A 26,109-nucleotide genomic window follows, 5' to 3' on the forward strand; every position below is an offset into this window, starting at 1 on the left:
GACAGACTGCCGGAATTTTCCGCCCCCCGGTTCCGTCACTATAGAAGCCGCCCAATGCGCTGTATGACCGAGGGCGCCTTATTCACCGAGTCATTCACTGAGGATCTTGTCTTGACTGAGCAGCTGCGACTGATGGCCGTTCACGCCCACCCCGACGACGAGTCGTCGAAGGGCGCGGCCACCATGGCCAAGTACGTGTCCGAGGGGGTGGCCGTCCTTGTCGTGACCTGCACGGGCGGGGAACGCGGCTCCATCCTCAACCCGAAGCTTCAGGGGGACACGTACATCGAGGAGAACATCCACGAGGTACGCAAGAAGGAGATGGACGAGGCGCGCGAGATCCTGGGCGTCGACCAGGAGTGGCTGGGCTTCGTCGACTCGGGCCTGCCCGAGGGCGACCCGCTGCCGCCGCTGCCCGAGGGCTGCTTCGCGCTCGAGGACGTCGACAAGGCGGCGGGGGAGCTGGTCAGGCAGATCCGCTCGTTCCGTCCGCAGGTCGTCACGACGTACGACGAGAACGGGGGCTACCCGCACCCCGACCACATCATGACCCACAAGATCTCGATGGTGGCTTTCGAGGGCGCGGCGGACACCGAGAAGTACCCGGAGTCCGAGTACGGCGCGGCCTACCAGCCGCAGAAGCTCTACTACAACCAGGGCTTCAACCGGCCGCGCACCGAGGCGCTGCACCAGGCGATGCTCGACAGCGGTCTGGAGTCGCCCTACGCGGAGTGGCTCAAGCGGTGGGACGAGTTCGAGCGGGTCGAGCGGACGCTGACCACGCACATTCCGTGCGCCGACTTCTATGAGATCCGCGACAAGGCGCTGATCGCGCACGCCACGCAGATCGACCCCGACGGCGGCTGGTTCCGGGTCCCGATGGAACTCCAGCGCGCGGTGTGGCCGACCGAGGAGTACGAGCTCGCGAAGTCTCTCGTCGATACCTCCCTCCCCGAGGACGACCTCTTTGCGGGCATCCGCGACAATGCCTGACATGAGCGCAAGCGCAAGCCTGGCAATGACGCATCTCGTCCCCCTCGCCAAGGAGGTCGACGAGAACAAGGTGACCCCGGGCGTCCTCGGTTTCATCGTCTTCGCGGTGATGGCCGTCGCCGTCTGGGGCCTGATGAAGTCGATGAACCGCCACATGGGCAAGGTCGACTTCAAGGAGAAGACGGACGCCGCCGCGGACCCCGCGTCCGGCTCCCCGGCCTCGCCCGCCAAGGGCTGACGCCCCGCTGAACGGAACGCGCTCGGCACGGCGGTGAGCCGCGCCGAGCAGTTTCGCGCTGCGCCGGCACGCTCACGCGCCCGCAGCACCCACGTATCCGGCGCCTCGCCCCCGGCACCACGCGCCCCGCAACGCCCCCGCGCTCACGCGCCCGGAGCGCCTTGCCCTGAGCGCCGTCGCGCCACGCAGTGCCACGCCCCCTCACCGCCCCGCCCCCACCTCCACGCCCATCACGTCGCGGGCGTGCCGGTCGGGGACCATGCCGAGGCGCCAGGCCTGCCAGCCTGCCTCCAGGTCCGCGCCGCGTTCCAGGAGGAGCTGGTAGGCCTCCACGTAGTCGTCGAGCTTGGCGTCCCGGCCGGCGTGGGTGGCGCGGGCGAGCTGGGACAGCTCTTCGATCGCCACGGCCGTGCCGATCTCCGAGCCGCCCGGGGACGCGTACGGCAGCAGCGTGCACCGCAGGAAGTTCGCCCAGTCCTCGCCGCGGCGGTCGCCGTACGACGCGAACAGCGCCGCCGCCTCCTCGCACAGGGCCAGGGCCTGGGCCGCGCGCCCGTTGCCCGCGTCCACCACCGCCAGTTCCAGGCACGTCCACCCCTCGCCGTGCGCGACGCCGATGCGCTGGAAGTCGGCGCGGGCGTCGACCAGGAGCTGACGCGCGAACCCGGAGTTGCGCAGCGAGCCCGTCTGCGCGGCGCGCTGGTCACGCGTGACCCGGGCCGAGTGGTGGCGGGCGCAGGCGAGCCCGTACACGTCGCGCATCCGCGAGAACATCGTGCGGGAGCGCTCCAGCTCGCGTACCGCCTGGTCGAGGTTGCCGCTCTCCTCCAGGGCCTGGCCCAGGTAGTAGAGCGTCCAGGCCTCGCCGCGCGCGTCCTCGCTGTCACGGTGGCGCGAGGCGGCCTGGCGCAGTCCGTCGACCGCCGCCGACGCGTCGCCCTCCACCAGGCGCGCCCGCGCCAGCTGCGTGAGCGCCCACGCCTCGCCGCGGCTGTCGCGCGTACGGCTGTACAGGTCGAGGGCGGTGCGCAGCTCACGCTCCGCGCCCGGCACGTCGCCCATCCGCAGGCACAGCTGCCCCAGCTGGAAGTGCGCCCACGCCTCGCCGTGCACGGACTCGTTCTCGCGGTGCAGGGCCAGCGCCGAGGTCAGCAGATCGAGCGCCTCCTTCACATGGGCCCGGTCGCGCTCCACCGCGGCGAGCGCATGCAGCGTCCAGCCCCGGTCGCCCGCCGTCTCCTCCGTGATCTGGAGGTCGAGGGCCTCGCGGAGCTTCGCCGCCGCCTCCTTGAGCTGGCCCTGGTGGTGCAGCGTGATGCCCAGCGAACACAGGGCGCGGGCCGCGCCCGCGTTGTGGTGCGCCTCGAAGTAGAGGTCCACCACGGACGCCAGCGTCGTACGCGCCTTGTCGAGCTCACCGAGCTGGCGCGCCGCGATACCCGTGCGCCACTGGACCGAGCGCACCAGAAGCCCCTGGTCGACGGCCTGGGTGAGCTCGCTGATCTCGCCGAGCCGGTACAGGTCGCCGCGCAGCAGGCAGTAGTCGCACAGGGCGCCGAGCAGATTGAGTACGGCCGCCTGGTCGACGCCCTCCGCGCCCCGCAGCGTCGCCGTGATGAAGCTGGACTCGTCGTCGAGCCAGCGCAGCGCGGCGTCCAGCGAGGTGAAGCCGTGCGGGCCGACCTGCCCGGCACGCGTCGACATCTTGCCGTCGACGAGCCGGATCACCGAGTCCGCGAGCTCCGCGTAGTTCTGGATGAGGCGTTCCTGAGCGGCCGTCCGCTCGTCCGGTTCCTCCTCGTCGAGGAGGCGGGTCTGCGCGAAGGAGCGGACGAGGTCGTGCAGCCGGTACCGGCTTCCCCGCACGTGGTCGATCAGCCCGGAGCGTGACAGCGCCGTCAGATGGCGGGAGGCCTCCGACTCGTCCGTCGCGAGGAGCGCGGCCGCCGCGGCCGCACCGAGCGAGGCCCGCCCGGCCAGCGCGAGCCGCCGCAGCAGCCGCCGGGTCGCCTCCGGCTGGTCGGTGTAGCGCAGCCACAGCACCCGCTCGACCGGCTCCACGGGCCCGTACGCGCCCAGATCGGACGCCAGCGCGCGCGTCGTACGCGGCCCGATCGCGGAGCCCGCGATGCGCAGCGCCAGCGGCAGGCCGCCACACAACTCCCTCACCGTGTCGGACGATTCGGCGTCGTACGGGCCCGACGCGTCCTCCGCGCACTCACGCAGCAGTTCCTCCGAGCCCGCCGCGTCCAGCGCGTCCACCGGCACCTGGTGCAGCCACGCCGGGACGTCCGCCGGCAGGTCGAGCGGCTTGCGCGCCGTCACCAGGACGAGGCTGTCGGACCGCTCGGGGATCAGCGTGCGCACCTGCTCCGCGTCGTTGGCGTCGTCCAGGACGATCGTGACCGGAAGCCCCGTCAGATGCTGGTGGTACAGCTCGCTCAGGCGCCGCACCTGCTGCTCCTGCGAGGAACGCTCCCGGAAGAGCAACTGCTCGCGCGGCGCGCCGAGCCGGTTCAGCAGATGGAGCAGCGCGTCCCGGGTCGACAGCGGGGCCTCGGGCGCGTCGCCCCGCAGGTCCACGACGCACGCGCCGCGGAACTGGTCGCGCAGCTCGTGCGCCGCCCGCACCGCGAGCGTCGTACGGCCGGAGCCGGGCGCGCCGTGCAGCACGACGACGGTGGGCCGCGTCTCGGTGCTCGCGCGCGCCGCGTGCACCCACTGGGCGATGCGCTGCATCTGCGCCCTGCGGCCCGCGAACGGGCCCTCCGGCTCCGGAAGTTGACCGAACGACTGCTCCAGTACGTTGCGCCGCCTGGCCGCCGCGCTCTTGTCGGTACGGCGTAACTGCGGCGTCGGCTTCTTCGCGCCGGCCCCCGCGGTCGCGGCGAGGACACGCTGCTGATCGAGGAACGGTCGGATCCCCCGCACGTCGAGTGCCGTCAGCCACTGCAGTCTCAGCTGTTCGGGCCCGCCCGGCTGGCTCCTCGCCCCGGCGCGGCGGCTCGCGGCGGGCACATGAGAGGCCGTCACCTTCGCGACGGTCGTGGCGGCGCCCACCACGGCGACGGCCGCGCCCGTGCCGACCGCGGTCCCCGCGCCCGTACCGAGCAGTAGGTCGGCCACGCAGGCGGCCACCGCGGCAACGGCCGTGACCAGCAGGGGAGTCGACCCCCGTTCCTGGGTGAAGCGCTGCCCGAACGACATCTGCCCGGCCTCGGCCTCGTCCAGGGCGTGTGTGAACTGCGTGTACTCCTCGGCAGCGGTCTGCGCCATGGCATCGAGCGCACCGCGCGCACGGGACAGCAGCACCCCGCCGTCCGTGCGCCCTCCCGAACGCCGTACTTCCTCCTCCACGGCCCGGGCCAACAGCCCCTCGGCTTCCGCCCGATGGCTGTCTCGCATCTCAGGTCCCCCTCCGGCGGCAAACGGTTCCGCGTCAAGTGTGCTGCGTATGGGGTCACGGCGCGAGAGGCCGGGGATCAAAGGGCCGATCGGCGACCGGCGTGCGCGAGGATGGGGCGCATGCCGAACCGACTGGCCCATGAGACGTCCCCCTACCTCCTCCAGCATGCCGACAACCCCGTCGACTGGTGGCCGTGGTCGGCCGACGCCTTCGAGGAGGCGTTGCGGCGCGGGGTCCCGGTGCTGCTCAGCGTCGGATACTCCAGCTGCCACTGGTGCCACGTCATGGCCCACGAGTCCTTCGAGGACGAGTCGACCGCCGCCCTCATGAACGACCGCTTCGTCAACATCAAGGTCGACCGCGAGGAGCGTCCCGACGTCGACGCCGTCTACATGGAGGCCGTGCAGGCCGCCACCGGACAGGGCGGCTGGCCCATGACCGTGTTCCTCACGCCCGACGCCGAGCCGTTCTACTTCGGCACCTACTTCCCGCCCGAGCCCCGGCACGGAATGGCGTCCTTCCCGCAGATCCTGGAGGGCGTCGCGCAGGCGTGGGCGGAGCGCAAGGACGAGGTCGCCGAGGTCGCCGCGAAGATCGTCGGCGATCTGGCCGGACGCGAGCTGCCGTACGGGGACACGCAGATCCCCGGCGAGGGCGAGCTCGCGCAGGCGCTGCTCGGCCTGACCCGTGAGTACGACGAGACGAACGGCGGATTCGGCGGCGCCCCCAAGTTCCCGCCGTCGATGGTGATCGAGTTCCTGCTGCGCCACTACGCCCGCACCGGCGCCGAGGGCGCGCTCCAGATGGCCGACGACACCTGCGAGCGGATGGCGCGCGGCGGGATCTACGACCAGCTGGGCGGCGGCTTCGCGCGCTACTCCGTCGACCGTGAGTGGGTCGTGCCCCACTTCGAGAAGATGCTCTACGACAACGCGCTGTTGTGCCGCGCCTACGCGCATCTGTGGCGGGCCACCGGTTCGGAGACGGCCAAGCGGGTCGCGCTGGAGACCGCCGACTTCATGGTGCGGGAGCTGCGGACGAACGAGGGCGGGTTCGCGTCCGCGCTGGACGCGGACAGCGAGGACGCCGAGGGCCGCCACGTCGAGGGCGCGTTCTATGTGTGGACGCCCGGGCAGCTGCGCGAGGTGCTCGGCGACGCGGACGCCGAGCTGGCCGCCCAGTATTTCGGCGTGACGCAGCAGGGCACCTTCGAGGAGGGCGCCTCCGTCCTCCAGCTCCCGCGACAAGAGGCCGAGTTCGACGCCGCGCGGGTCGAGGACGTCCGGCGCAGGCTGTTCGCCGCGCGCGCCGAGCGGCCGGCCCCCGGGCGGGACGACAAGGTCGTCGCCGCGTGGAACGGCCTGGCGATCGCCGCGCTCGCGGAGACCGGCGCGTACTTCGACCGGCCGGACCTGGTGCAGGCCGCGCTGGCCGCCGCCGACCTGCTCGTACGGCTCCACATGGACGCGCGGGCGCGCATCGCCCGTACCAGCAAGGACGGCCGGGCCGGCGCGAACGCGGGGGTCCTCGAGGACTACGCGGATGTCGCCGAGGGCTTCCTCGCGCTGGCGTCCGTGACGGGCGAGGGGGTCTGGCTGGAGTTCGCCGGGTTCCTCCTCGACCACGTCCTCGACCAGTTCACCGACGCGGAGTCCGGCGCCCTGTACGACACGGCGCGGGACGCGGAGCGGCTGATCCGCAGGCCGCAGGACCCGACCGACAACGCCACGCCCTCGGGCTGGAGCGCGGCGGCGGGTGCGTTGCTGTCGTACGCGGCTCAGACCGGTTCGGAGCCCCATCGCACCGCCGCCGAGCGGGCGTTGGGTGTGGTGCGGGCCCTCGGGCCGCGTGCCCCGCGTTTCATCGGGCACGGGCTCGCCGTCGCGGAGGCGCTGCTCGACGGGCCGAAGGAGGTCGCCGTCGTGGGCGAGATCGGTGGCGAACTCCATCGCACGGCGCTGCTCGGCACGGCGCCGGGCGCGGTCGTCGCGGCGGGCCGGCCCGGCTCCGGTGAACTGCCGTTGCTGGCGGACCGGCCGCTCGTCGGCGGCCGCCCGGCCGCGTACGTGTGCCGCAACTTCACCTGTGACGCCCCCGTCACCGACGCCCAGGAGCTCGCGGCGAAGCTGCAGGACTGAAGGGGCCGGACGCCCTCGGGCCCTGCTGGGCGCCAGGGGATGCCGGGCCCCCTAGAGACCGTTCTTGAACGTCTCCAGCGTCCGCTCCAGCAGGTCGCGCAGCTCTTCCTGGTGGTCGTGCTCGGCCCAGTACAGCGTGGTCTCCATGAGCGCGCCGACGAGCGCCATCGCGTAGACGCGGACCTCCAGGCCGTCCGCGTCGCGGCCGGTGCGCTCGCCGATCACCCGGCACAGCAGCTGTCCGGTGACGGACATGGACTCCATCATCCGGGAGCGCACCGCGGGCACCTCGACCTGGAGCCTGGTCCGCAGTCGTGACACCTCGGGATCGTCGTCGAACCCGAGGTGTACGGCTTGCGTGATCACATGCCGAAGCGAGTCGACGATCGACTCGTCCGCGGGCCGCGCACGCAGCTCGGCCTCCAGCATCGCGTCGTACTCGTCCGTGAGGACGATGTCCTCCTTGGTGGGGAAGTACCGGAACACCGTGGACGGCGACACCTCGGCGGCCTCCGCGATCTGCTCGACCGTCGTCGCGTCGTACCCCTGCTCGGTGATCAGGCGGTACGTCGCGTCCCTGATCGCCACGCGGGTCTTGAGCTTCTTGCGTTCGCGCAGGCCCATCCCGGGGCGGTCGGCGGCGGGGGTGGAGCGTGCGGAGGGGGACATGGGTTCATTCTCGGGCATCACCGGGGACGGGGGCCCGTCCAGCGGCGCGGATCGCGCTGCACACCGTCCTGTGGTGAGTCCTGCGTGGTGACAGTAGCTATGAAATGAGAGTAACTCTTAAAAAATGGTGGTCTCCGACCGCAAGGGCCGGGGCACAAAGAACGGCCGTGGCTCGGAAGCCGCGGCCAGGAGGGGGAGGGGCGAGGTCAGGCGTGCTGGTACGCCACCAGCGAGATGCCGACGTAGTGCACGACGAACGCCGCGAGCGTGAGCGAGTGGAAGACCTCGTGGAAGCCGAACCAGCGCGGTGACGGGTTCGGGCGCTTGATCCCGTAGATCACGCCGCCCGCGCTGTAGAGAAGCCCGCCGACGATCACGCAGACGAGCACGGCCGTGCCGCCCGCGTGCAGAAAGTCGGGCAGGAAGAAGACGGCCGCCCAGCCCATCGCGATGTAGCAGGGCGTGTAGAGCCAGCGTGGGGCGCCGACCCAGAAGACGCGGAAGACGATGCCGGCCGCGGCGGCTGCCCAGATGCCCCACAGCAGCCACTGGCCCTTGGCCTCGGGGAGCAGCAGCATCGTGAGCGGCGTGTAGGTGCCCGCGATGATCAGGAAGATGTTCGCGTGGTCGAGGCGGCGCAGCACGCCGTCCGCGCGCGGGCCCCAGTTGCCCCGGTGATAAAGCGCGCTCACGCCGAACAGCAGGCAGGCTGTGAGGACGTAGATCCCGCAGGCGATCCGGCCGCGGGTGGAGTCCGCGAGCGCGGTCAGCACCAGGCCGGAGATGACGACCGCGGGGAACATCCCTGCGTGCAGCCAGCCGCGCAGCCGGGGTTTCACCGGAACGGGCTCTGTCGCGGTCACTTCGGATGGCGTGGCGGCAGTCATGTGCCGCATCGTACCTACGGGGGCGTAAGTAACGAATCCGAGTGACGACCAGTGACGCATACGAGTGGCGATCCTCACGTCGCTCAGCTGTGAGGCCCTCTGGACATATGGGCGCTCGCGTCGGATGATCATATGAGTGCGGTCGGCACCGGATGAGCGCCAGAGGGATCAACACGTGAAGCATCCGGGTCGCAGCCCCCAAGGGGCAACAAACAAAAACCCCTCATTTAGGAGCAATCGTGGCGCGCGACATCGCGGCTCCCGTTTCTTTGGGCAATGTCCCCACCAAGCACCAGGAACTGATCTCGTGGGTCAACGAGATCGCTGAGCTGACGCAGCCGGACCGTGTGGTCTGGTGCGACGGGTCGGAGGCCGAGTACGAGCGCCTCGCAGAGGAACTGGTCGACAAGGGAACGTTCAAGAAGCTCGACCCGATCAAGCGCCCGAACTCGTACTACGCCGCCTCCGACCCGACCGACGTCGCGCGCGTCGAGGACCGGACGTTCATCTGCTCCGAGAAGGAGCAGGACGCGGGCCCCACCAACCACTGGAAAGCCCCCGCGGAGATGCGCGCCATCTTTACGGGAGAAGGAGACAGTTTCCAGGGCGACGAGGGCGAGGGCGGCATCTTCCGCGGCTCGATGAAGGGCCGGACGATGTACGTCGTCCCGTTCTGCATGGGCCCGCTCGGCTCGGAGCTCTCCGCGATCGGCGTCGAGATCACCGACTCCGCGTACGTCGCCGTCTCGATGCGCACCATGACGCGCATGGGCCGGCCCGTCCTCGACGAGCTCGGCACCGACGGCTTCTTCGTGAAGGCCGTCCACACGCTGGGCGCGCCGCTGGAGGAGGGCCAGCAGGACGTGCCGTGGCCCTGCAACTCCACCAAGTACATCTCGCACTTCCCGGAGAGCCGCGAAATCTGGTCGTACGGCTCCGGCTACGGCGGCAACGCCCTGCTCGGCAAGAAGTGCTACGCCCTGCGCATCGCGTCCGTGATGGCGCGCGACGAGGGCTGGCTCGCCGAGCACATGCTCATCCTCAAGCTGACGCCGCCGCAGGGTGAGTCGAAGTACGTCGCCGCCGCCTTCCCGAGCGCGTGCGGCAAGACCAACCTCGCCATGCTGGAGCCCACGATCTCCGGCTGGACCGTCGAGACCATCGGCGACGACATCGCCTGGATGCGGTTCGGCGAGGACGGCCGCCTCTACGCGATCAACCCCGAGGCCGGCTTCTTCGGCGTCGCGCCCGGCACCGGCGAGCACACCAACGCCAACGCCATGAAGACGCTGTGGGGCAACTCCGTCTTCACGAACGTCGCGCTCACCGACGACAACGACATCTGGTGGGAGGGCATGACGGAGGAGACTCCGGCGCACCTCACCGACTGGAAGGGCAACGACTGGACCCCCGAGTCCGGCGTCCCGGCCGCGCACCCGAACGCGCGCTTCACCACCCCCGCCTCGCAGTGCCCGATCATCGCGCCCGAGTGGGAGGACCCGAAGGGCGTGCCGATCTCGGCGATCCTCTTCGGCGGCCGCCGCGCCTCCGCCGTGCCGCTGGTGACCGAGTCCTTCGACTGGAACCACGGCGTGTTCCTCGGCGCGAACGTCGCCTCCGAGAAGACCGCCGCCGCCGAGGGCAAGGTCGGCGAGCTGCGCCGCGACCCCTTCGCGATGCTCCCGTTCTGCGGCTACAACATGGGCGACTACATGGCCCACTGGGTCGACGTGGCCAAGGACAAGGACCAGTCCAAGCTGCCGAAGATCTACTACGTCAACTGGTTCCGCAAGAACGACGCGGGCAAGTTCGTGTGGCCCGGCTTCGGCGAGAACAGCCGTGTCCTGAAGTGGATCGTCGAGCGCCTGGAGGGCAAGGCCGAGGGCGTCGAGTCGCCGATCGGCATCCTGCCGACGCGTGACTCCCTCGACACGGACGGCCTCGAACTGGCCGACTCCGACCTCGACTTCCTGCTGACGGTCGACAAGGAGGTGTGGCGCGACGAGGCCTCCCTGGTCCCCGAGCACCTCAACACCTTCGGCGACCACACGCCGAAGGAGCTGTGGGACGAGTATCGGGCACTGGTGAAGCGCCTGGGCTGACGCCCCTTGGGCGGCGCCTTCGAGGCGTCGCCCACCCGGGCGCAGTTTTGAAGCGCGCCTGCAAAATCCCCGCGGCCGGGTGTTCCGACGTCCGCCCTGACCTGTGGGGTCAACAGCCCGCTGCGGAACGGCCCCCGGAATCCCCTTACGGTTCCGGGGGGCCGCCCTTGCCCGCCCCTTTTATAGAGAACATTCGCGCATCGCCGTAGACTTGCGCCTTACATGGCTTCGATGTTCCTGCACATCACCTTCGGTCGAGCCGTCCGGAGGCCAACCGAGTCCGTGGGGGACTCAGCTGAATACGTCTGGGCACTGCCGGCGCATAGCGGCGACGCTCGCCGCACTGACGCTCACCACCGCGGGCCTCTCACCCCGTTTTGCGAATCATGGCGCTTGCCGACCAGAAGGGCCTTTCGTGGGCGCCACACTTCGTGACGGAGTGCATCTGCATCTCCCGGCGGTGTATCCGTGGACCGCGTGGGTGGAGCACTTCGCGTAGCTGGAGCCCCTGCTCAACGAACGGCTGCAACTGAAAGACAGGCAGATGCAGTTGCCCGACCAGCCGGGCCTTGGCCTGTCGCTGAGCGAGCGGTTGGCGGGGTGGACGGTCGACAGCGTTCGGCTGGGCGCGACGGCGTGACGCCTCGCGGCACACATCACCTCAAGGTTCTGACCGGGTCAGCGCGTCAGGAAACCTTGCCCATCCTCGGCTGCTTCACGGAAAGATTCCCAGGGATCTTCGGGGCGCTCCCCGCCCCCCGGCTCTGGGGCGTGATCGGGATGTTACTGGCGCTCGCGGTCGCGGGGAACGGATTACAGACCAACGGCGTGGTGGTGCACGTGGTGTGGTAGACGAAGCCATCCGTGGACAGCACCTTGATGTAGAGGACGTCGTCCGTCGTCGTGCTGGTGTCTCCCTCGTCCAGTGCCACGCCGAGGCTGCAAGCGTTGGCTGGCGTGTTTTCGAGCGCGAAGAAGCTGGGGTTACCCGGGGCCCCCTGTGAGGCGTACACCGTGTTCTCGAAGAGCACGGCGTCGTACTGGGACCCGTCCTCGATGACAGAGTCCCACTCGATGCACGGGCCCGTGGGTCCGGTGTCGCCCTTCGGTCCGGTGTCGCCCTGGGGTCCGGTGTCGCCCTTCGGTCCGGTGTCGCCCTGGGGTCCGGTGTCGCCCTGGGGTCCGGTGTCGCCCTTCGGTCCGGTGTCGCCCTGGGGTCCGGTGTCGCCCTGGGGTCCGGTGTCGCCCTTCGGTCCGGTGTCGCCCTGGGGTCCGGTGTCGCCCTTCGGTCCGGTGTCGCCCTTCGGACCGGTGGGACCGACCTTCCCCTTGCACTTGTCCTTGTCCTTGTCGGCCAGGACACCGGCAGCACCGTAGCGGTGCCCCTTGTCCTTGCACTTGTCGGTGCCCTGCGCGCCTGCCGGGGTCACGGCGGTCTGCGACGTTGCGGCGACCGCCAGCGCGGGGCTGGTGAAGCCGAGCATCACGACGGCCAGCGATGCCACCGCACCGCCAGCGAGCCACCTGCCGTGCCGGGGAAGCGGGCCCAGACCGGAGGGGGTCCCGTTTTCAGGACTCATCTGTATTACTCCTTGGGGGAACCGATTGGATTTGTCTGGAAGCTCCTTCTAGCCTCCTTGGGGATCTTTCGACAGGAAGCGCAATGCGGTTGAGTGGTGCGCAAAACGATCAATACAATGGCCCAGCATAAAAAACCCATAAGAGATCCATTGGTGTGCTGCGCCTACTCCGGTCGGCGAAAGAGTGGGATTATCGGTTTGGGGGCGCCACGCCTGGGAGCCGATCAGGCGAATGACGGCTTTCATTGTCCGTGGCTGTCCCGTACGGCAATGCGGCGGATCTAAAACTGTTTCCGTGACAACCCTTACCAGCCCTGTTCAGAACGCAGAGACTCAGCCGGAGACCACAGGGAGGGCACGACCCCTTGGGGCATCTGTCGGTCTATGGATGGGGCCGGCGCTGACCACGCTGGCGATCGCGTTCCTCCGGATCGACGGCCCTCAGCTGGGCACCGATGAGCTCGTCACCTCGGATGTGGCCCGTCGCGGCATGGGCCAGACTCTGGCGATGCTGCACAACGTCGACGCGGTGCATGCCACGTACTACGTTCTGATGCACGGGTGGATGGCTGTCTTCGGCGACTCGGAGACAGCCATGCGCACGCCCTCGGCGCTGGCCATGAGCGGAACGGCGGCTCTTGAGGCGAGAGTCGAATCTGGGTGGTGGTGCCGGGCAATAATCCGATCCATTTAATGTCGTCCCTGCGAATGAGGCCAGGGCGCTGCGTGCGCAGTACACCACCTACGGGACGGCCTCCCCAAGTGGTCTGACTGTCGCACTGCTGGCGCGTAAGCGATAGAGCCCGAACCTGCGCTGCGTTGCCGCGGGAAAAGTGTCGCGTGCCCCTTCTTGCGTCAACTCGACGCGCCTGACTGGCCAGCGTTGTGCAGTCAGATGCCTCTCCGTTTCGCTGATTTACCTCACGAGCTGGATGAAACCTGTGAAATCAACGATCTGCTTGAACATGATCGTCAAGAACGAGGCCCATGTCATCCGCCGCTGCCTCGAATCCGTGCGCCCTTTGATCGACACTTGGGTCATCCTGGATACGGGCTCGACCGACGGCACCCAGGACGTCATCCGTGACGTCTTCAGCGATCTGCCCGGCGCCCTGCACGAGAGTCCCTGGAAGGGATACGACGGGAGCCGCAGCGAGGCGATCGACCTGGCACGCTCCGAAGCCGACTATCTGTTGTTCATCGACGCCGACGACCTGATGGAGGTGGAACCCGGCTTTCGCGTGCCGGAGCTGACTCACGACGCCTACCGTGTCGCACTGCACAGCGGGTCGCTCATCCACTGGCGCCAGGCTCTGGTCTCGACTCGGCTGCCATGGCGCTACGTCGGCGTCCTGCACGAGTACATCGAGTGCGGAACGTCGTTCAGCCTCGGGACGTTCAAGGGCGCCAATATCCTCTCGGTCGGAGGCGGCGCACGCCTGAAGGAAGAAGGCCAGCGGAAGAAGTACCTCCGGGACGCCAAGATCCTCCAGAATGGTCTGATCAAGGAACCCGACAACTCCCGCTACGTCTTCTACCTAGCCCAGAGCTGGCGCGATGCCGGAGAGCCGAAAAAGTCACTCGCCGCCTACGACCGCCGGGCACGTATGGGCGGCTATGCCGAGGAAGTCTTCTGTGCTCACCTCTATGCCGCACGGCTCGCGGCAGAGCTCGGCCGGCCGCAGACTCAGGTGATCGACCGCTACCTCCGCGCGCACGAAAGCCGTCCCTCGCGCGCCGAAGCCCTCGGTGAACTCGCACGCTATTGCCGTATGAACGGCGAGCGCTGGCCACTTGCGTACATGTTCGCGCGGCAAGCAGCGCAGATTCCGTACCCGAAAGACATTTTGTTCGTCGAGTTCGAATGGTACGAGTGGCACTCACTCGACGAACTCGCCGTAGCCGCCTACTGGATCGGAGAATATGAGGAGTCAGCGAGCTGCAGCCAACGCCTCCTCAAGGGCGGCAAGGTGCCCCCCGACCACCTCGACCGGGTGACCCGCAACCTCGAATTGTCACAAGAGAAGCTGGGTTCGAGGGAACTCGTGGACGCCTGACCGGATCCGACGGTTCCGCCTTGCGGCCGGCACTCGCGGACGAGCCGACGGCCGCCAGGTGCGGTACATGAATGGCACCCGGTCCGCGCGCCTCCCCGGCCCACGGACCGGGGCCGTCAGAGGGCGCCGACCAGTCGAGCGGGTGCGGCGGGGGTGGTGGCAGTGGTGATTGCCGCCGTGTGCGCGTCCATCTGCTCGGCCGCGAGGATCGCGGCCGCCGTGTCGGCGCGGGACGCGGCCACCACCAGTGCGCGGCCCGCGAGTGCGTGGGCGCGTCGGTGGAGCGCGAGTGCGGGTGCATCGGTCCGGCCGGTGTGCCGGGCGGGCGGTGTGCCGCGCAGTCGGGCGACCTGGTCGGCGATGCGGTCACCCACCTCGTCCAGGCCGAGTTCGTCGGTGACCGCGAGCAGGGCCGCCAGATGCCCCGCGAGTTGGATGTCGAGCTCCTCCTCGCGGGAGCGGTGCGGGAAGTCGCCGGGGTCGGCCATGGCATGGACCGACTTGGTGCGGATCGGCTCGTACATGGGATGGCCTCCAGGCGGGTAGCTTGAAGTCCATCCTAGCTTAGATTCAGTCTAAAGTTGAGACTTGTCCCCGAGGGGGTGGTGGACGGGCCTCACGGCTGGCTGTAGCCGTCCAGGAAGTTCCCGATCCGGGTCACCGCGTCAGTCAGATCGCCGACCGTCGGCAGGGTGACCACCCGGAAGTGGTCCGACTCGGGCCAGTTGAAGCCCGTCCCCTGGACGACCATGATCTTCTCGCGGCGCAGCAGGTCGAGGACCATCTGCCGGTCGTCCTTGATCTTGAAGACCTTCGGGTCGAGGCGGGGGAAGAGGTACAGCGCCCCCCTCGGCTTCACACAGCTCACGCCCGGGATCTGCGTCAGCAACTCGTAGGCGACGTCCCGCTGTTCCTTCAGCCGTCCGCCGGGCAGCACCAGTTCGTTGATCGTCTGGCGTCCGCTGAGCGCCGCGACCACACCGTGCTGACCCGGCATGTTCGCGCACAGGCGCATGTTCGCCAGGATCGTGAGGCCCTCGATGTACGAGTCGGCGTGCGCGCGCGGCCCGGAGATCGCCATCCAGCCCACGCGGTAGCCGGCCACCCGGTACGCCTTCGACATGCCGTTGAAGGTGAGGGTGAGCAGGTCCGGGGCGATGGCGGCGGTCGGCGTGTGCGTCGCGCCGTCGTAGAGGATCTTGTCGTAGATCTCGTCCGAGCAGACCAGGAGGTTGTGGCGGCGGGCGATGTCGGTCAGGCCGCGCAGCATGTCGTCGCTGTAGACGGCGCCCGTCGGGTTGTTCGGGTTGATGATCACGATCGCCTTGGTGCGGTCGGTGATCTTCCGCTCCACGTCGGCGAGATCGGGCATCCAGTCGGACTGCTCGTCGCAGCGGTAGTGCACGGCGGTGCCGCCGGAGAGGGAGACCGCGGCCGTCCACAGGGGGTAGTCCGGCGCGGGGACGAGGACCTCGTCACCGTCGTCGAGGAGCCCCTGCATCGCCATCACGATCAGCTCGGAGACGCCGTTGCCGATGAAGACGTTCTCGACGTCCGTCTCCACACCAAGGGTCTGGTAATGCATCATCACCGCGCGGCGGGCCGCGAGCAGGCCCTTCGCGTCCCCGTAGCCGTGCGCGTCGCCGAGGTTGCGGAGCATGTCCTCGAGGATCTCGGGCGGGCACTCGAAGCCGAAGGCGGCCGGGTTGCCGGTGTTGAGCTTGAGGATGCGGTGGCCCGCTGTCTCCAGACGCATCGCCTCCTCGAGCACCGGGCCCCGGATCTCGTAACAGACATTGGCGAGCTTCGTCGACTGGATCACCTGCATGCCCGTGAGCTTACGGGCGGTCATCGCGGGGCGCTCCGTGTTTTCGGACACGTGGGGCGGCGTGGACGGGCGTCGTCGCGGGTGGGCGCGGGGGTCCGCGCCCACCCAGGTCGTCCGGGGCGGTTACGCCGTCCTGCGGACCGACCGCCCCGCGAGGACATCCGTGCGACGCCCGTCCTCGATCACGAACTTCCCGTCGATCAGGACGTGCGGGATGCCCAGGGGGAGGGTGCGCGGGGCCTCGAAGGTGGAGCCCGCCGCGACCGTCTCCGGGTCGAAGAGGACCAGGTCGGCGCGGTAGCCCTCGCGGACGAGGCCGCGGTCTGCCAGGCGCAGGCGGGCCGCGGGGCGGGACGTGAGGTGGGCGACCGTCTCCTCCAGCGACATGATGCCGAGCTCGCGCGCGTAGCGGCCCAGGTAGTGCGGGAACGTGCCGTACGCGCGCGGGTGCGGCTTGAAGCCCTGGAGGATGCCGTCACTGCCGCCGGTGTGCACCGGGTGCTGCATGATCGCCCGGACGTTCTCCTCGTGGCCCACGTGCTGGAGGATCGTCGAGCCCAGCCTGTCGTCGATGAGCAGACGGCGCGCGGTCACCCACGGCGCCTCGCCGCGCATGTCGGCCGACTCCTGGACCGTCTTGCCGACACAGGACGCGAGCCCCGGGTCGGACACGCCGGAGATCTCGATGGCGTCCCACTCGATGGGCACGCCGTGGCAGCCGTCCGCCCCGATGACCTCCATGTGGTGGCGGATCTTCTCGGCGGTCGCGTCGTCCTGCAGCCGCTTCATGATCTTGTCGGGGCCGCCCTCGCTCGCCCAGCTCGGCAGCATCGCGACGAGCGTCGTACTGCCCGGCGTGTACGGGTAGGTGTCGAGCGAGATGTCGGCGCCGTCGGCGAGGGCCGCGTCGAGCAGGGAGATCAGGTCGGGCGCCTTGCCCTTGTTCACGCCGAAGTTCATGGTGGCGTGCGCGAGATGGAGGGGGCAGCCCGCCTCCCGGGTGAGCTCTACCATCTCCCGGTACGCGTCGAGCGCCCCGGCGCCGTACGAGCGGTGGTGCGGGCAGTAGTAACCGTCGTACGCGGCCACGACCCGGCACAGCTCGGTGAGTTCGGCGTCCTTCGCGTACATGCCGGGCGTGTAGGTGAGGCCGGACGACATGCCGACGGCGCCCTGTTCCATTCCCTCGGCGACGAGCTGCCGCATGCGGTCGAGCTCCTCGGGCGTCGCGTCCCGGTCGTCCCAGCCGACCGCGTACATCCGGACGGTGCCCTGGGGGATCAGGTACGCGGCGTTGACCGCGATGCCGCGGTCCAGGCGGTCCAGGTACTCGCCGACCGTGCGCCAGTCGAAGTCGATGTCGGAGCCGTCACCGTTCCAGCCGGTGATCGCGCGGCGGACCTCCGCGAGCGTGCGGTCGTCCACCGGCGCGTACGAGAGGCCGTCCTGGCCGAGGACTTCGAGCGTGACGCCCTGCGCGGCTTTCGCGCTGTGGTCGGGGTCGCGCAGCAGCGCCAGGTCGCTGTGGGCGTGCATGTCGATGAAGCCGGGGGACAGGGCGAGTCCCTGGGCGTCGAGCGTGCGGCGCCCGGTGGGACGCGGTCCGGCCGCGCCCTCCCGGTGGATCGTGGCGATCCGGCCGTCCTGGACGGCGACGTCGGCGCGGTAGGAGGCACCTCCGCTGCCGTCGATGATCCGTGCGTCGCGGATGACCAGGTCCATGGGGGTGCCTCTCTCAACTCTCTGCGCTGCCGGCCGGCGGCCGATGGGGATCGGGGTGGGGCCCGGTGCCGGGAGCCCGCTCGCCGGTGACGGTGAGCGGGCTCCCGTACGAGCCGGCCGTCTAGAAGTACGTCCGCACGTAGTCCACGACCGTGCCGTCCGCCTCCACCAGCGGGATCAGCTGCCACTTGTCGAAGGACGTGCACGGGTGCGACAGGCCCATGCCGAGCCAGTCGCCCACCGCCAGGTCCTCGCCCCCCTCCGTACGCACCCAGCCGTGCTGGTCGGAAAGTCCTGTCACCGTCACACCGGTGGCCTCGCGCACCTCGCCCGTGCGGGCGTCCCGCACGACCTGCGCCTCGGGCAGGTCGAGGTCGTACGCCGCGTCGCGCTTGCCCGCGTTCGTGAACGCCTGCTCCGCCGTCGGGCGCGAGACGACCTGCGCCCACAGCCGGAACGCCGGGTGCAGGGCGCCCTCCTCGGGGACCCGGTTGAACGGCGTCAGGTGCTTGTAGTGGCCGTCGTCGTGCGACACGTACGCGCCCGAGCGCAGCATCTTCAGTACAGGAGCGGAGAGTTCGGGCAGTTCGGCGAAGACCTCGGCCACCGCGTCGAACCAGGCGCTGCCGCCCGCGCTGACCACGATCTCGTCCAGGTCCGCGAAGCGGTTCGCCTTGTCGAACTCGACGAGCAGCGAGGTCAGGCGGCGCAGCCAGGCGCCCACGGTCTCGGGCGACGCGTCCGGCACCTCGCCCTCGTAACCGGCGACCCCGACCAGGCGCAGCGTGTCCGCCGCGGCGACCGCGTTGGCGATGTCGAAGCACTCGGCCTCGGTCCGCACGCCCGTGCGCGCGCCCTCGCCCGCGCCCAGCTCCACGACCAGGTCGACCGGCCGCGTGGCCCCGGCCTCGGCGAGGGCGGCGTCCATCAGCTCGACGGCGCGCACGGAGTCGACGTAACAGATGAAGCGGAAGTCGGGGTCGCGGTCGAGTTCGCCCGCGAGCCAGCGCAGGGCCGCCGCGTCGACGAGCTCGTTCGCGAGGAAGATCCGCTGGATGCCGAAGGCGCGCGCGATCCGCACCTGGTGCGGGACGGCGAGGGTGATGCCCCAGGCGCCGTGCTCGATCTGGCGGTGGAAGAGCTGCGGCGCCATCGACGTCTTGCCGTGCGGCGCGAAGGCCAGGCCGTGCCGAGTGGCATATGTCTCCATGAGCGCGAGGTTGTGCTCCAGGCGCTCGGCGGAGAGGGCGAGGACCGGGGTCGTGAAGCCGCCGGTGAAGAGGTTGCGGCGCTCGGCCGCGAGCTCGCCGACGGTCAGGCCTTCCGCGTCCGGGGGCAGCCCCTTGAAGCGGTGGTCGACCCGCTCGAGATCCAGATCCCTGAGCCGGGCTACGGCGTTGACGGCGCTGTCGGCGGCCATGGAGCCTCCTCGTAAGAAGGCCGTTGCAAATGATGCAACGGTCATTGCGTATGTCGCTTACTGCTGTCTAACATCCGAGCCAACGCCGGGTCAACGGAGCCGTTGACCCCGCCGGCATGAGCCCAGACCCCACGAGGAGCCCGAACCACCGTGACCGCCACCGGATCCGCCGCCCCCGCGCACCACGCACCCGTGGATGTCGTCACGCTCGGCGAGTCCATGGTCACCTTCGTGCCCTCCGTACCCGGGCGCCTCGCCGACGTACCGTCCTTCGACCGCGGCATCGGCGGAGCCGAGTCCAACGTGGCGTGCGTGCTCGCCGCCGCCGGACACACCGTCCGCTGGGTCAGCCGCGTCGGCGCCGACGGCTTCGGCGACCACCTGGTCGACGCGATCGGCGCGTACGGCGTCGACACCTCCGCCGTGCGCCGCGACCCCGCCCGCCCCACCGGCATCTACTTCCGCACCGCGGGCGACCGCGCCACCGACGCCCACGAGGTCGCCTACTACCGCGCCGGATCCGCCGCCTCCGCGATGAGCAGCCAGAACATGGACCTGGCCGCGATCCGCTCCGGCCGCGTCCTGCACCTGTCCGGGATCACGCCCGCGCTCTCCGCCGGCTGCCTCGACCTCACCGCCGACCTCACCGCGCGCACGCCCGCCGGCCGGCCCCTCGTCTCCTTCGACGTCAACCACCGCCCCGGCCTGTGGCCCCGCCCCGACGACGCCCGCGTGCTGCTCGACCTGGCCCGCGGCGCCGACCTCGTCTTCGTCGGCGAGGACGAGGCCGAGGACGCCTGGGGCATCACCGGCGGCCCCGACGCCATACGCGCGGCCCTGCCCGAGCCCGCCACGCTCGTCGTCAAGCGCGGCGCCGACGGCGCGGTCGCCTACGACGAACACGGCGTACGCCACACCGAGCCCGCCCCCCGCGTGGACGTCGTCGCCGCGGTCGGCGCCGGCGACGCCTTCGCCGCCGGCTACCTCTCCGGCGCCCTGCGCGGCCTGCCCGTACCCGCCCGTCTGCGCCACGGCCACCTCATGGCCGCGGCCGCCCTCACCACCCCCGGCGACCTCGCCGCGCCCCCGAGCCGCGCCCACGCCGACCGCCTCGCCGACCTCGACGACGCCTCCTGGGGCACACTGCACCTCGGCCCCGGCTGGACCGCCGGCGACGCGAGGGCCGACGAGGAGGTACGTACGCCATGAGCCAGACAGTCGACCGAGCGCTGAGCATCCTGCCGCTGCTCGCCGAGGGCCCCGCCGACCTGGGCCAGGTCGCCGACCGCCTCGGCGTCCACAAGTCCACGGCCCTGCGCCTGCTGCGCACCCTCCACGAACACGGCCTGGTCTACCGCCAGTCCGATCAGCGCTACCGCCTCGGCGCGCGCCTGTTCGCCCTCGCCCAGGAAGCCGTCGAGAACCTCGACGTCCGCGAGATCGCCCACCCCCACCTCACCGCGCTCAACGAGAAGTGCGGCCACACGGTCCACCTCGCCGTGTACGAGGAGAACGAGGTCCTCTACATCGACAAGGTGGAGAGCCGCTACCCCGTGCGCATGTACTCGCGCATCGGGAAGCCGGTGGCCATCACGGTCGCCGCGGTCGCCAAGCTCCTCCTCGCCGATCTCTCCGAAGCCGAGCGCCGCGCCATCGCCGAGAAGCTCGACTACCCCACGTACACGGCCCGTTCGACCCCGAACGCCGGCGCCTTCCTCAAGGAACTCGCCGTCGTCCGCGAACAGGGCTGGGCCACCGACCTCGGCGGCCACGAGGAGTCCATCAACTGCATCGGAGCACCCATCCGGGGTGCGGACGGCCGCGTCGTCGCCGCCATGTCGGTCTCCGCGCCGAACGTGGTCGTCACGGCCGAGGAACTCCTCACCCTGCTCCCGCTGGTCCGCCGCACCGCCGACGCGATCAGCCGGGAGTACTCCGGTGCCGTACCCGGCTCCAAAGAGGCCACCACCAAGGCCACCCCCAAAGAAGCCCCCACGAAGGAAGTCACTTCACGATGACCGAGAAGACCGCGCTCACCCCCGCCACCCACACGGCCCCGCCCGCGAAGTTCTCGCACGGCGTCAAGAAGGGCAACATCCTTCAGGTCGCGGGCCAGGTCGGCTTCCTGCCGGCCGTCGAGGGCCAGGCCCCCACCCCCGCGGGCCCGACCCTGCGCGAGCAGACCCTCCAGACCTTCGCCAACGTCAAGGCGATCCTCGAAGAGGGCGGCGCGTCCTGGGACGACGTCATGATGATGCGCGTCTACCTCACCGACGTCGACCACTTCGCCGAGATGAACGCGATCTACAACGCGTACTTCGAGGAGCAGGGCCTCAAGGCCCCCGCCTCCGCCCGCACCACCGTCTACGTCGGTCTCCCCAAGGGTCTCCTCATCGAGATCGACGCGCTCGCCGTCCTGAGCTGACGCCTTCGCACCACCCGTAACCCGCGTACGTCGTCACGGTGCGGCGCCGCTCCCCGAGGCGCCGCACCGCGATCCCCCCTGCCCTGAAAGCCGCATGGAATTACGAGGTCCCCCCTCATGTCCCTCCTGCCTCTCGCCGCGACCGCCCCCGCCCCACTGCCACCCCACACCGGCGGTCTCCTGACGGTCATCGGCGGCACCGCGGGCCTGCTCACCTGCGCAGCGCTCGGCATCGCCCTTCTGCTCTTCCTGATCATCAAGGTCAGACTCCAGCCCTTCCTGGCCCTCCTGACGGTCTCCATAGCCGTCGGCCTCGCGGCCGGTCTCTCCGTCACCGAGCTGTTCGGCACCGTCCAGAAGTCCGACGCCGTCTCCCTCATCGAGTCCGGCATGGGCGGCACCCTCGGCCATGTGGCGATCATCATCGGACTCGGCACCATGCTCGGCGCGGTGCTCGAAGTCTCCGGCGGCGCCGAGGTGTTGGCGTCCCGCCTCCTGAACCTCTTCGGCGAGAAGCGCGCCCCCCTCGCCATGGGCCTCACCGGCCTCATCTTCGGTATCCCGGTCTTCTTCGACGTCGGCATCTTCGTCCTCGCGCCGATCGTCTACGCGGCCGCCAAGCGCGGCGGCAAGTCGATCGTCCTCTACGCCATGCCGCTGCTCGCCGGCCTGTCGATGACCCACGCGTTCCTGCCCCCGCACCCCGGCCCCGTCGCCGCCGCCGGACTGCTCCACGTGCAGCTCGGCTGGGTCATCCTCATGGGCATCGTCTGCGGCATCCCCGCCGTGCTCGCCGCCTGGGTCTGGTCCGCGTGGATCGGCAAGCGCATCTTCGTGCCCGTCCCGCAGGACATGGTCGAGGCCGCCGACGAGGCCAAGGCCGCGCTCGTCGAGGAGCAGCACAAGGCCGGCGTGAAGCCGACCGAGAAGCCGGTCCCGCTCGGCACCATCCTCGCGATCATCGGCACCCCGCTCGTCCTGATCCTCCTGGCCACGTTCTCCTCGATCGCCTTCGACCCCTCCACGGTCCGCTCGGTCATCGAGTTCTTCGGCCACCCCTTCGTCGCCCTGACGATCGCCCTGCTCCTGGCCTACTACCTGCTCGGCATCCGCCGCGGCTGGTCCCGCAAGTCCCTGGAGACGGTGTCCACGGCGTCCCTGAAGCCGGTCGGCAACATCCTTCTGGTGGTCGGTGCCGGCGGCATCTTCGGCGCGGTCCTCAAGGGCAGCGGCGTCGCCCAGGCGCTCTCCGACACGTTCAACAACGTGGGCCTGCCCGTCATCTTCCTCGCCTACCTGATCTCCCTGGTCCTGCGCGTCGCCCAGGGCTCGGCGACGGTCGCGATCGTCACGACGGCCGGCATCGTCTGGCCCCTGATCGAGGCGGGCCACTACTCCCAGCCGTTCACGGCCCTGGTCATCATGGCCATCTCGGCGGGCTCCATCTTCGCCTCGCACGTCAACGACGGCGGCTTCTGGATGGTCGCGAAGTACTTCGGCATCTCGGAACGCGACACCCTCAAGACCTGGACGGTCCTGGAGTCGGTCCTGTCGGTGGCGGGCTTCGCGGTGGCGGCGGTGATCAGCGTGTTCGTCTAGGGCACGGGCTGTGCACTGACGGCTGAGGCGCCGGACCGACGGAGCAGCGCTCCGCGGGCCCGGCGCCTCACTGCGTGAGGCCCGCGATCCCGGAACAGTCGTAACCGCCCCGAGGGATCAGGGACGTTGTGGTGAGGCTCATCGTTTCCATCACCACCAGTCAACTACTCATGTGTTCCGCGTGCTTGGCTCGGGCACTGTCGGCGACGAACCCGCCGGCACACAGCAGACGGCGCGCAGTGGCGACGACGTTCCGCAGGGCTCAGGCTCCCGCCCCACAGGCTCGTCCGCCATACTTCGCTCCGTGGAGCAGCGCATAGACACTCAGAAGGTCACGCCCGTAGACGCCGCCGGTGCCGACCCGGCCTCCGTCCCCGGCCTCATGCCCCCGCGCAAGGCCCCGGAGGAGAACGGTCCCTCGCTGGACAAGGCGGAGCCGACGGAGTCGTCGGAACCGGCGGACGAGCCGGACACGGAGCCGGAGCAGGTCTCGGAGTCGGTCTCGGAGTCTGTCTCCGAGACGGAGGACGAGCCCGCCGGGACCGATGCCGAGCCCGCCGCGGACCTGGCCGACGCCCCGACCGACCCCGCTTCCGCCGGCACGGCCGCCCCGGACTTCACCGCCTCCGACCGCCGAGGCTCGATCACGGCGGACGCGACCGGAGTGACGCTCCGGCTCGACGACCAGGAGGCCGAGTTCCGCTGGGACGAGATCGGCGCGGTCGAGGTGGGCACATCCCGGCGCCGCCTCACCGTCACGGTCCACACCCCGGACAGCCGCTGGTACCCGAACGACGTGGAGGCCCCGGACAAGGCGCGCGCCCAGGAGTGGGCGGACGAGCTCGACAAGGTCCTGGACGCGTACTTCGAGGACTGACCGGCACAAGTTCCCGCAAGCCCCCTTGCCCCTTGCCGCGCTTTACGCTTCCTTGACGGTATGGCGGACACCACGGGCACCTCAGGAACAGGCACCGGCACCGCAGGCCTCAACGCGCATCCTCGCAAGTCGAGTTGGAAGTACATCGGCCCGGGCATCGTCGTCGCCGCGACGGGCGTCGGCGCCGGTGACCTGGTCGCCACGCTGATCGCGGGCAGCAACTTCGGCTACACGCTGCTGTGGGCAGCCGTGATCGGCTGTCTGGTCAAGATCAGCCTGGCGGAGGCGGCGGGCCGCTGGCACCTGTCGACGGGCCGCACCCTGTTCGACGGCTGGGCGAGCCTCGGCCGCTGGACGACGTACTTCTTCGTGGTCTACGTCGTCGTCTGGGGCTTCGTGTACGGCGCGGCGGCGATGTCGTCGAGCGCGCTCCCGCTCCAGGCGCTGTTCCCCGACCTGTTCCCCGCCGACTGGTCGATCAAGCCGTGGGCGATCATCTGCGGCCTGGTCGGCCTGGCCTTCGTCTGGTTCAACAAGTACGCCGTCTTCGAGAAGGTCATGACGGTCCTGGTGGGCGTCATGTTCGTCGTGACGGTCTACCTGGCGATCCGGGTCACGCCGCACCTCGGCGACGCGTTCGCCGGCCTGCTCCCGGTCCTGCCCGACGAGAAGGACTCGGTCCTCAACACGCTCGGCCTGATCGGCGGCGTCGGCGGCACCATCACGCTTGCGGCGTACGGCTACTGGGTCAACGCGAAGGGCTGGACGAACGCGGGCTGGATGAAGGTCATGCGTCTGGACAACCGGGTCGCGTACATCACGACGGGCATCTTCGTAGTGGCGATGCTGTTCGTCGGGGCGGAACTCCTGCACGCCTCACACACGTCCATCGCGTTGGGCGACAAGGGCCTGATCGACCTGACGGCCATCCTGCAGACCCAGTACGGCACAGCCACGGCCAAGCTCTTCCTGATCGGTTTCTTCGCCACGTCGTTCACGTCCCTGATCGGGGTGTGGCACGGGGTGAGCCTGATGTTCGCGGACTTCGTGGAGCGCTACCGCCGCACCCGCGTCCGCGCGGACCGGGTATCGGTGACGGGCGAGGACGTGGCGACGGGCCGACGCGAGAAGGGCTGGCCGTTCCGCGCCTACCTGCTCTGGCTCACCTTCCCCCCGATCGTCCTCCTCTTCCAGGGCCAGCCGTTCCGCCTGATCATCCTCTACGGAGTGCTGGGCGCGGCCTTCATGCCCTTCCTGGCCCTGACCCTGATCTGGCTCCTCAACTCCTCCCGCACACCCCGGGAGTGGCGCAACAGCTGGCTGAGCAACGGAATGCTGACGGTGGCGGGCCTGCTCTTCGTGGTCCTGTGCGCCCAGCAGGTCTGGGACCAGCCCTGGTCGGACTTCTTCTGAGTTCTCTCCGGGCACGGGCTAGGCTCCCGCGTCATGCCGAACATACGTGCATCGCAGCGTGACGCCGACCGGTTGTGGGGGGCCTTCGGGATCGCCCTGGGGGCCGCGTTCGTCGTGTGGCTGGTGTCCTGGCTCGTCAGCGGGATCTCCGAGCAGGACGAGCGCTGCGCCCAGGGGCTGATCGGCCCGGGTGGCAACTTCCGCCTGGAGGAGAGCAGCTTCCCGCCCGACGTGAGCTGCGTGTACGAGGACGGCACGACCCTCTCCAGCGCCGGCGCCCTCGTCTGGATCTTCTGGGCGGCGGTCGTGGTCCTGACCGTGTCCGGCCTGGGCGCACTCGCCCTGGAACTCACCGGGATCCGCGGCGCGAAGGCGGCGTCCCGCCTGAGCAGGCTGGCGATCACCGGCGCCGCCGCACTCGCCGCGCTCTACGCTCTCGCGTTCTTGATCACGGGCTCCCCGAAGAGTGACCCCCTCCAGACGTGCTCGGCGTTCACCACGGGCATCTACGAACGGGCGGAGTCGGTCCGGCGCACGCCCTTCCCCGCGCAGACGACATGCGTCTACGCGGACGGCAAGACGTACGACCTGGTCCCGGGCTGGATGGTGACCCTGGAGTGGACGCTGCTGGCGGCGACGTTCGTGTGCGCGACGGCCGCGGTACGGGCGGGCCGCTACGCGGACAAGGGCACGGGCGCGGGCGAGGCTTCGCCGGCGATGTAGGCGTGGATCGGAGGATCTGGGCCGTTGGACGG

21 protein-coding genes are annotated in these 26,109 nt (G+C 69.9%); 13 read left to right on the top strand and 8 right to left on the bottom strand.

Going from position 1 to position 26,109, the window contains the following annotated elements:
• Positions 1-132 precede the first annotated feature (132 nt).
• The gene (gene mca, locus ACZ67T_RS26005; RefSeq protein WP_469987600.1) at positions 133-993 is read left to right on the top strand and encodes a mycothiol conjugate amidase Mca; all 861 of its coding nucleotides are present in this window, start codon (positions 133-135) and stop codon (positions 991-993) included.
• Positions 986-1,231, top strand: coding sequence for a hypothetical protein (locus ACZ67T_RS26010; RefSeq protein WP_329570827.1), 246 nt, complete (start codon positions 986-988; stop codon positions 1,229-1,231). The genes mca and ACZ67T_RS26010 overlap by 8 nt, the downstream gene beginning before the upstream one ends.
• A gap of 201 nt (positions 1,232-1,432) precedes the next feature.
• Here the strand turns inward: ACZ67T_RS26010 and ACZ67T_RS26015 are convergent, their stop codons facing one another.
• The gene (locus tag ACZ67T_RS26015; protein WP_469987345.1) at positions 1,433-4,636 is read right to left on the bottom strand and encodes a tetratricopeptide repeat protein; all 3,204 of its coding nucleotides are present in this window, start codon (positions 4,634-4,636) and stop codon (positions 1,433-1,435) included.
• A 120-nt stretch (positions 4,637-4,756) separates the two neighbouring features.
• Between ACZ67T_RS26015 and ACZ67T_RS26020 the strand changes: the two genes are divergently transcribed.
• Positions 4,757-6,775, top strand: coding sequence for a thioredoxin domain-containing protein (locus ACZ67T_RS26020; RefSeq protein ID WP_469987347.1), 2,019 nt, complete (start codon positions 4,757-4,759; stop codon positions 6,773-6,775).
• A 51-nt stretch (positions 6,776-6,826) separates the two neighbouring features.
• Here the strand turns inward: ACZ67T_RS26020 and ACZ67T_RS26025 are convergent, their stop codons facing one another.
• Complete coding sequence (locus tag ACZ67T_RS26025; protein ID WP_469987349.1) at positions 6,827-7,444, bottom strand: TetR/AcrR family transcriptional regulator; 618 nt, start codon at positions 7,442-7,444, stop codon at positions 6,827-6,829.
• A gap of 206 nt (positions 7,445-7,650) precedes the next feature.
• Positions 7,651-8,340, bottom strand: a complete 690-nt coding sequence (gene trhA / locus ACZ67T_RS26030) for a PAQR family membrane homeostasis protein TrhA (protein WP_326774334.1) — start codon at positions 8,338-8,340, stop codon at positions 7,651-7,653.
• Positions 8,341-8,570: 230 nt separating this feature from the next.
• Between trhA and ACZ67T_RS26035 the strand changes: the two genes are divergently transcribed.
• Entirely contained in the window at positions 8,571-10,433 is a 1,863-nt protein-coding gene (locus ACZ67T_RS26035; protein ID WP_469987351.1) for a phosphoenolpyruvate carboxykinase (GTP), read from the top strand.
• Between the two features lie 686 nt (positions 10,434-11,119).
• On the opposite strand, the gene ACZ67T_RS26040 is transcribed toward ACZ67T_RS26035, so the two are convergent.
• Positions 11,120-12,013 (bottom strand): hypothetical protein, encoded by an 894-nt coding sequence (locus tag ACZ67T_RS26040; RefSeq protein WP_469987353.1) that lies wholly within the window; start codon positions 12,011-12,013, stop codon positions 11,120-11,122.
• Positions 12,014-12,401: 388 nt separating this feature from the next.
• Between ACZ67T_RS26040 and ACZ67T_RS26045 the strand changes: the two genes are divergently transcribed.
• A complete protein-coding gene (locus ACZ67T_RS26045; protein ID WP_469987355.1) occupies positions 12,402-12,707 on the top strand; it encodes a hypothetical protein in 306 nt (101 codons plus the stop codon).
• Between the two features lie 271 nt (positions 12,708-12,978).
• Entirely contained in the window at positions 12,979-14,070 is a 1,092-nt protein-coding gene (locus ACZ67T_RS26050; RefSeq protein ID WP_469987356.1) for a tetratricopeptide repeat-containing glycosyltransferase, read from the top strand.
• Between the two features lie 116 nt (positions 14,071-14,186).
• On the opposite strand, the gene ACZ67T_RS26055 is transcribed toward ACZ67T_RS26050, so the two are convergent.
• From ACZ67T_RS26055 to ACZ67T_RS26070, 4 genes are all read right to left on the bottom strand, one after another.
• The gene (locus tag ACZ67T_RS26055; protein WP_469987358.1) at positions 14,187-14,594 is read right to left on the bottom strand and encodes an SCO4983 family protein; all 408 of its coding nucleotides are present in this window, start codon (positions 14,592-14,594) and stop codon (positions 14,187-14,189) included.
• Positions 14,595-14,686: 92 nt separating this feature from the next.
• Positions 14,687-15,898 (bottom strand): pyridoxal phosphate-dependent aminotransferase, encoded by a 1,212-nt coding sequence (locus ACZ67T_RS26060; RefSeq protein WP_469987601.1) that lies wholly within the window; start codon positions 15,896-15,898, stop codon positions 14,687-14,689.
• A gap of 123 nt (positions 15,899-16,021) precedes the next feature.
• Complete coding sequence (locus ACZ67T_RS26065; RefSeq protein WP_469987359.1) at positions 16,022-17,620, bottom strand: N-acyl-D-amino-acid deacylase family protein; 1,599 nt, start codon at positions 17,618-17,620, stop codon at positions 16,022-16,024.
• A gap of 121 nt (positions 17,621-17,741) precedes the next feature.
• A complete protein-coding gene (locus ACZ67T_RS26070) occupies positions 17,742-19,040 on the bottom strand; it encodes an amino acid deaminase (protein WP_469987361.1) in 1,299 nt (432 codons plus the stop codon).
• A 219-nt stretch (positions 19,041-19,259) separates the two neighbouring features.
• Here ACZ67T_RS26070 and ACZ67T_RS26075 point away from each other — a divergent pair, with 219 nt between their 5' ends.
• The 7 genes from ACZ67T_RS26075 to ACZ67T_RS26105 all read left to right on the top strand — a co-directional run bounded on the left by ACZ67T_RS26075 (position 19,260) and on the right by ACZ67T_RS26105 (position 26,077).
• On the top strand, positions 19,260-20,249 hold the full coding sequence (locus tag ACZ67T_RS26075; protein WP_469987602.1) for a sugar kinase: 990 nt from the start codon (positions 19,260-19,262) through the stop codon (positions 20,247-20,249).
• The gene (locus tag ACZ67T_RS26080; protein WP_469987363.1) at positions 20,246-21,058 is read left to right on the top strand and encodes an IclR family transcriptional regulator; all 813 of its coding nucleotides are present in this window, start codon (positions 20,246-20,248) and stop codon (positions 21,056-21,058) included. The genes ACZ67T_RS26075 and ACZ67T_RS26080 overlap by 4 nt, the downstream gene beginning before the upstream one ends.
• The gene (locus ACZ67T_RS26085) at positions 21,055-21,465 is read left to right on the top strand and encodes a RidA family protein (protein WP_469987365.1); all 411 of its coding nucleotides are present in this window, start codon (positions 21,055-21,057) and stop codon (positions 21,463-21,465) included. Before ACZ67T_RS26080 ends, ACZ67T_RS26085 begins: the two co-directional genes overlap by 4 nt.
• Before the next feature lie 117 nt (positions 21,466-21,582).
• A complete protein-coding gene (locus tag ACZ67T_RS26090; protein WP_469987367.1) occupies positions 21,583-23,064 on the top strand; it encodes a GntP family permease in 1,482 nt (493 codons plus the stop codon).
• Between the two features lie 304 nt (positions 23,065-23,368).
• A complete protein-coding gene (locus ACZ67T_RS26095; protein WP_469987369.1) occupies positions 23,369-23,941 on the top strand; it encodes a hypothetical protein in 573 nt (190 codons plus the stop codon).
• A 60-nt stretch (positions 23,942-24,001) separates the two neighbouring features.
• Positions 24,002-25,354 (top strand): Nramp family divalent metal transporter, encoded by a 1,353-nt coding sequence (locus ACZ67T_RS26100; RefSeq protein WP_469987371.1) that lies wholly within the window; start codon positions 24,002-24,004, stop codon positions 25,352-25,354.
• A gap of 33 nt (positions 25,355-25,387) precedes the next feature.
• Positions 25,388-26,077 (top strand): hypothetical protein, encoded by a 690-nt coding sequence (locus ACZ67T_RS26105; protein WP_469987373.1) that lies wholly within the window; start codon positions 25,388-25,390, stop codon positions 26,075-26,077.
• Positions 26,078-26,109: the final 32 nt, after the last annotated feature.

The sequence above is a fragment of the Streptomyces sp. NPDC107517 genome, from assembly GCF_055582645.1.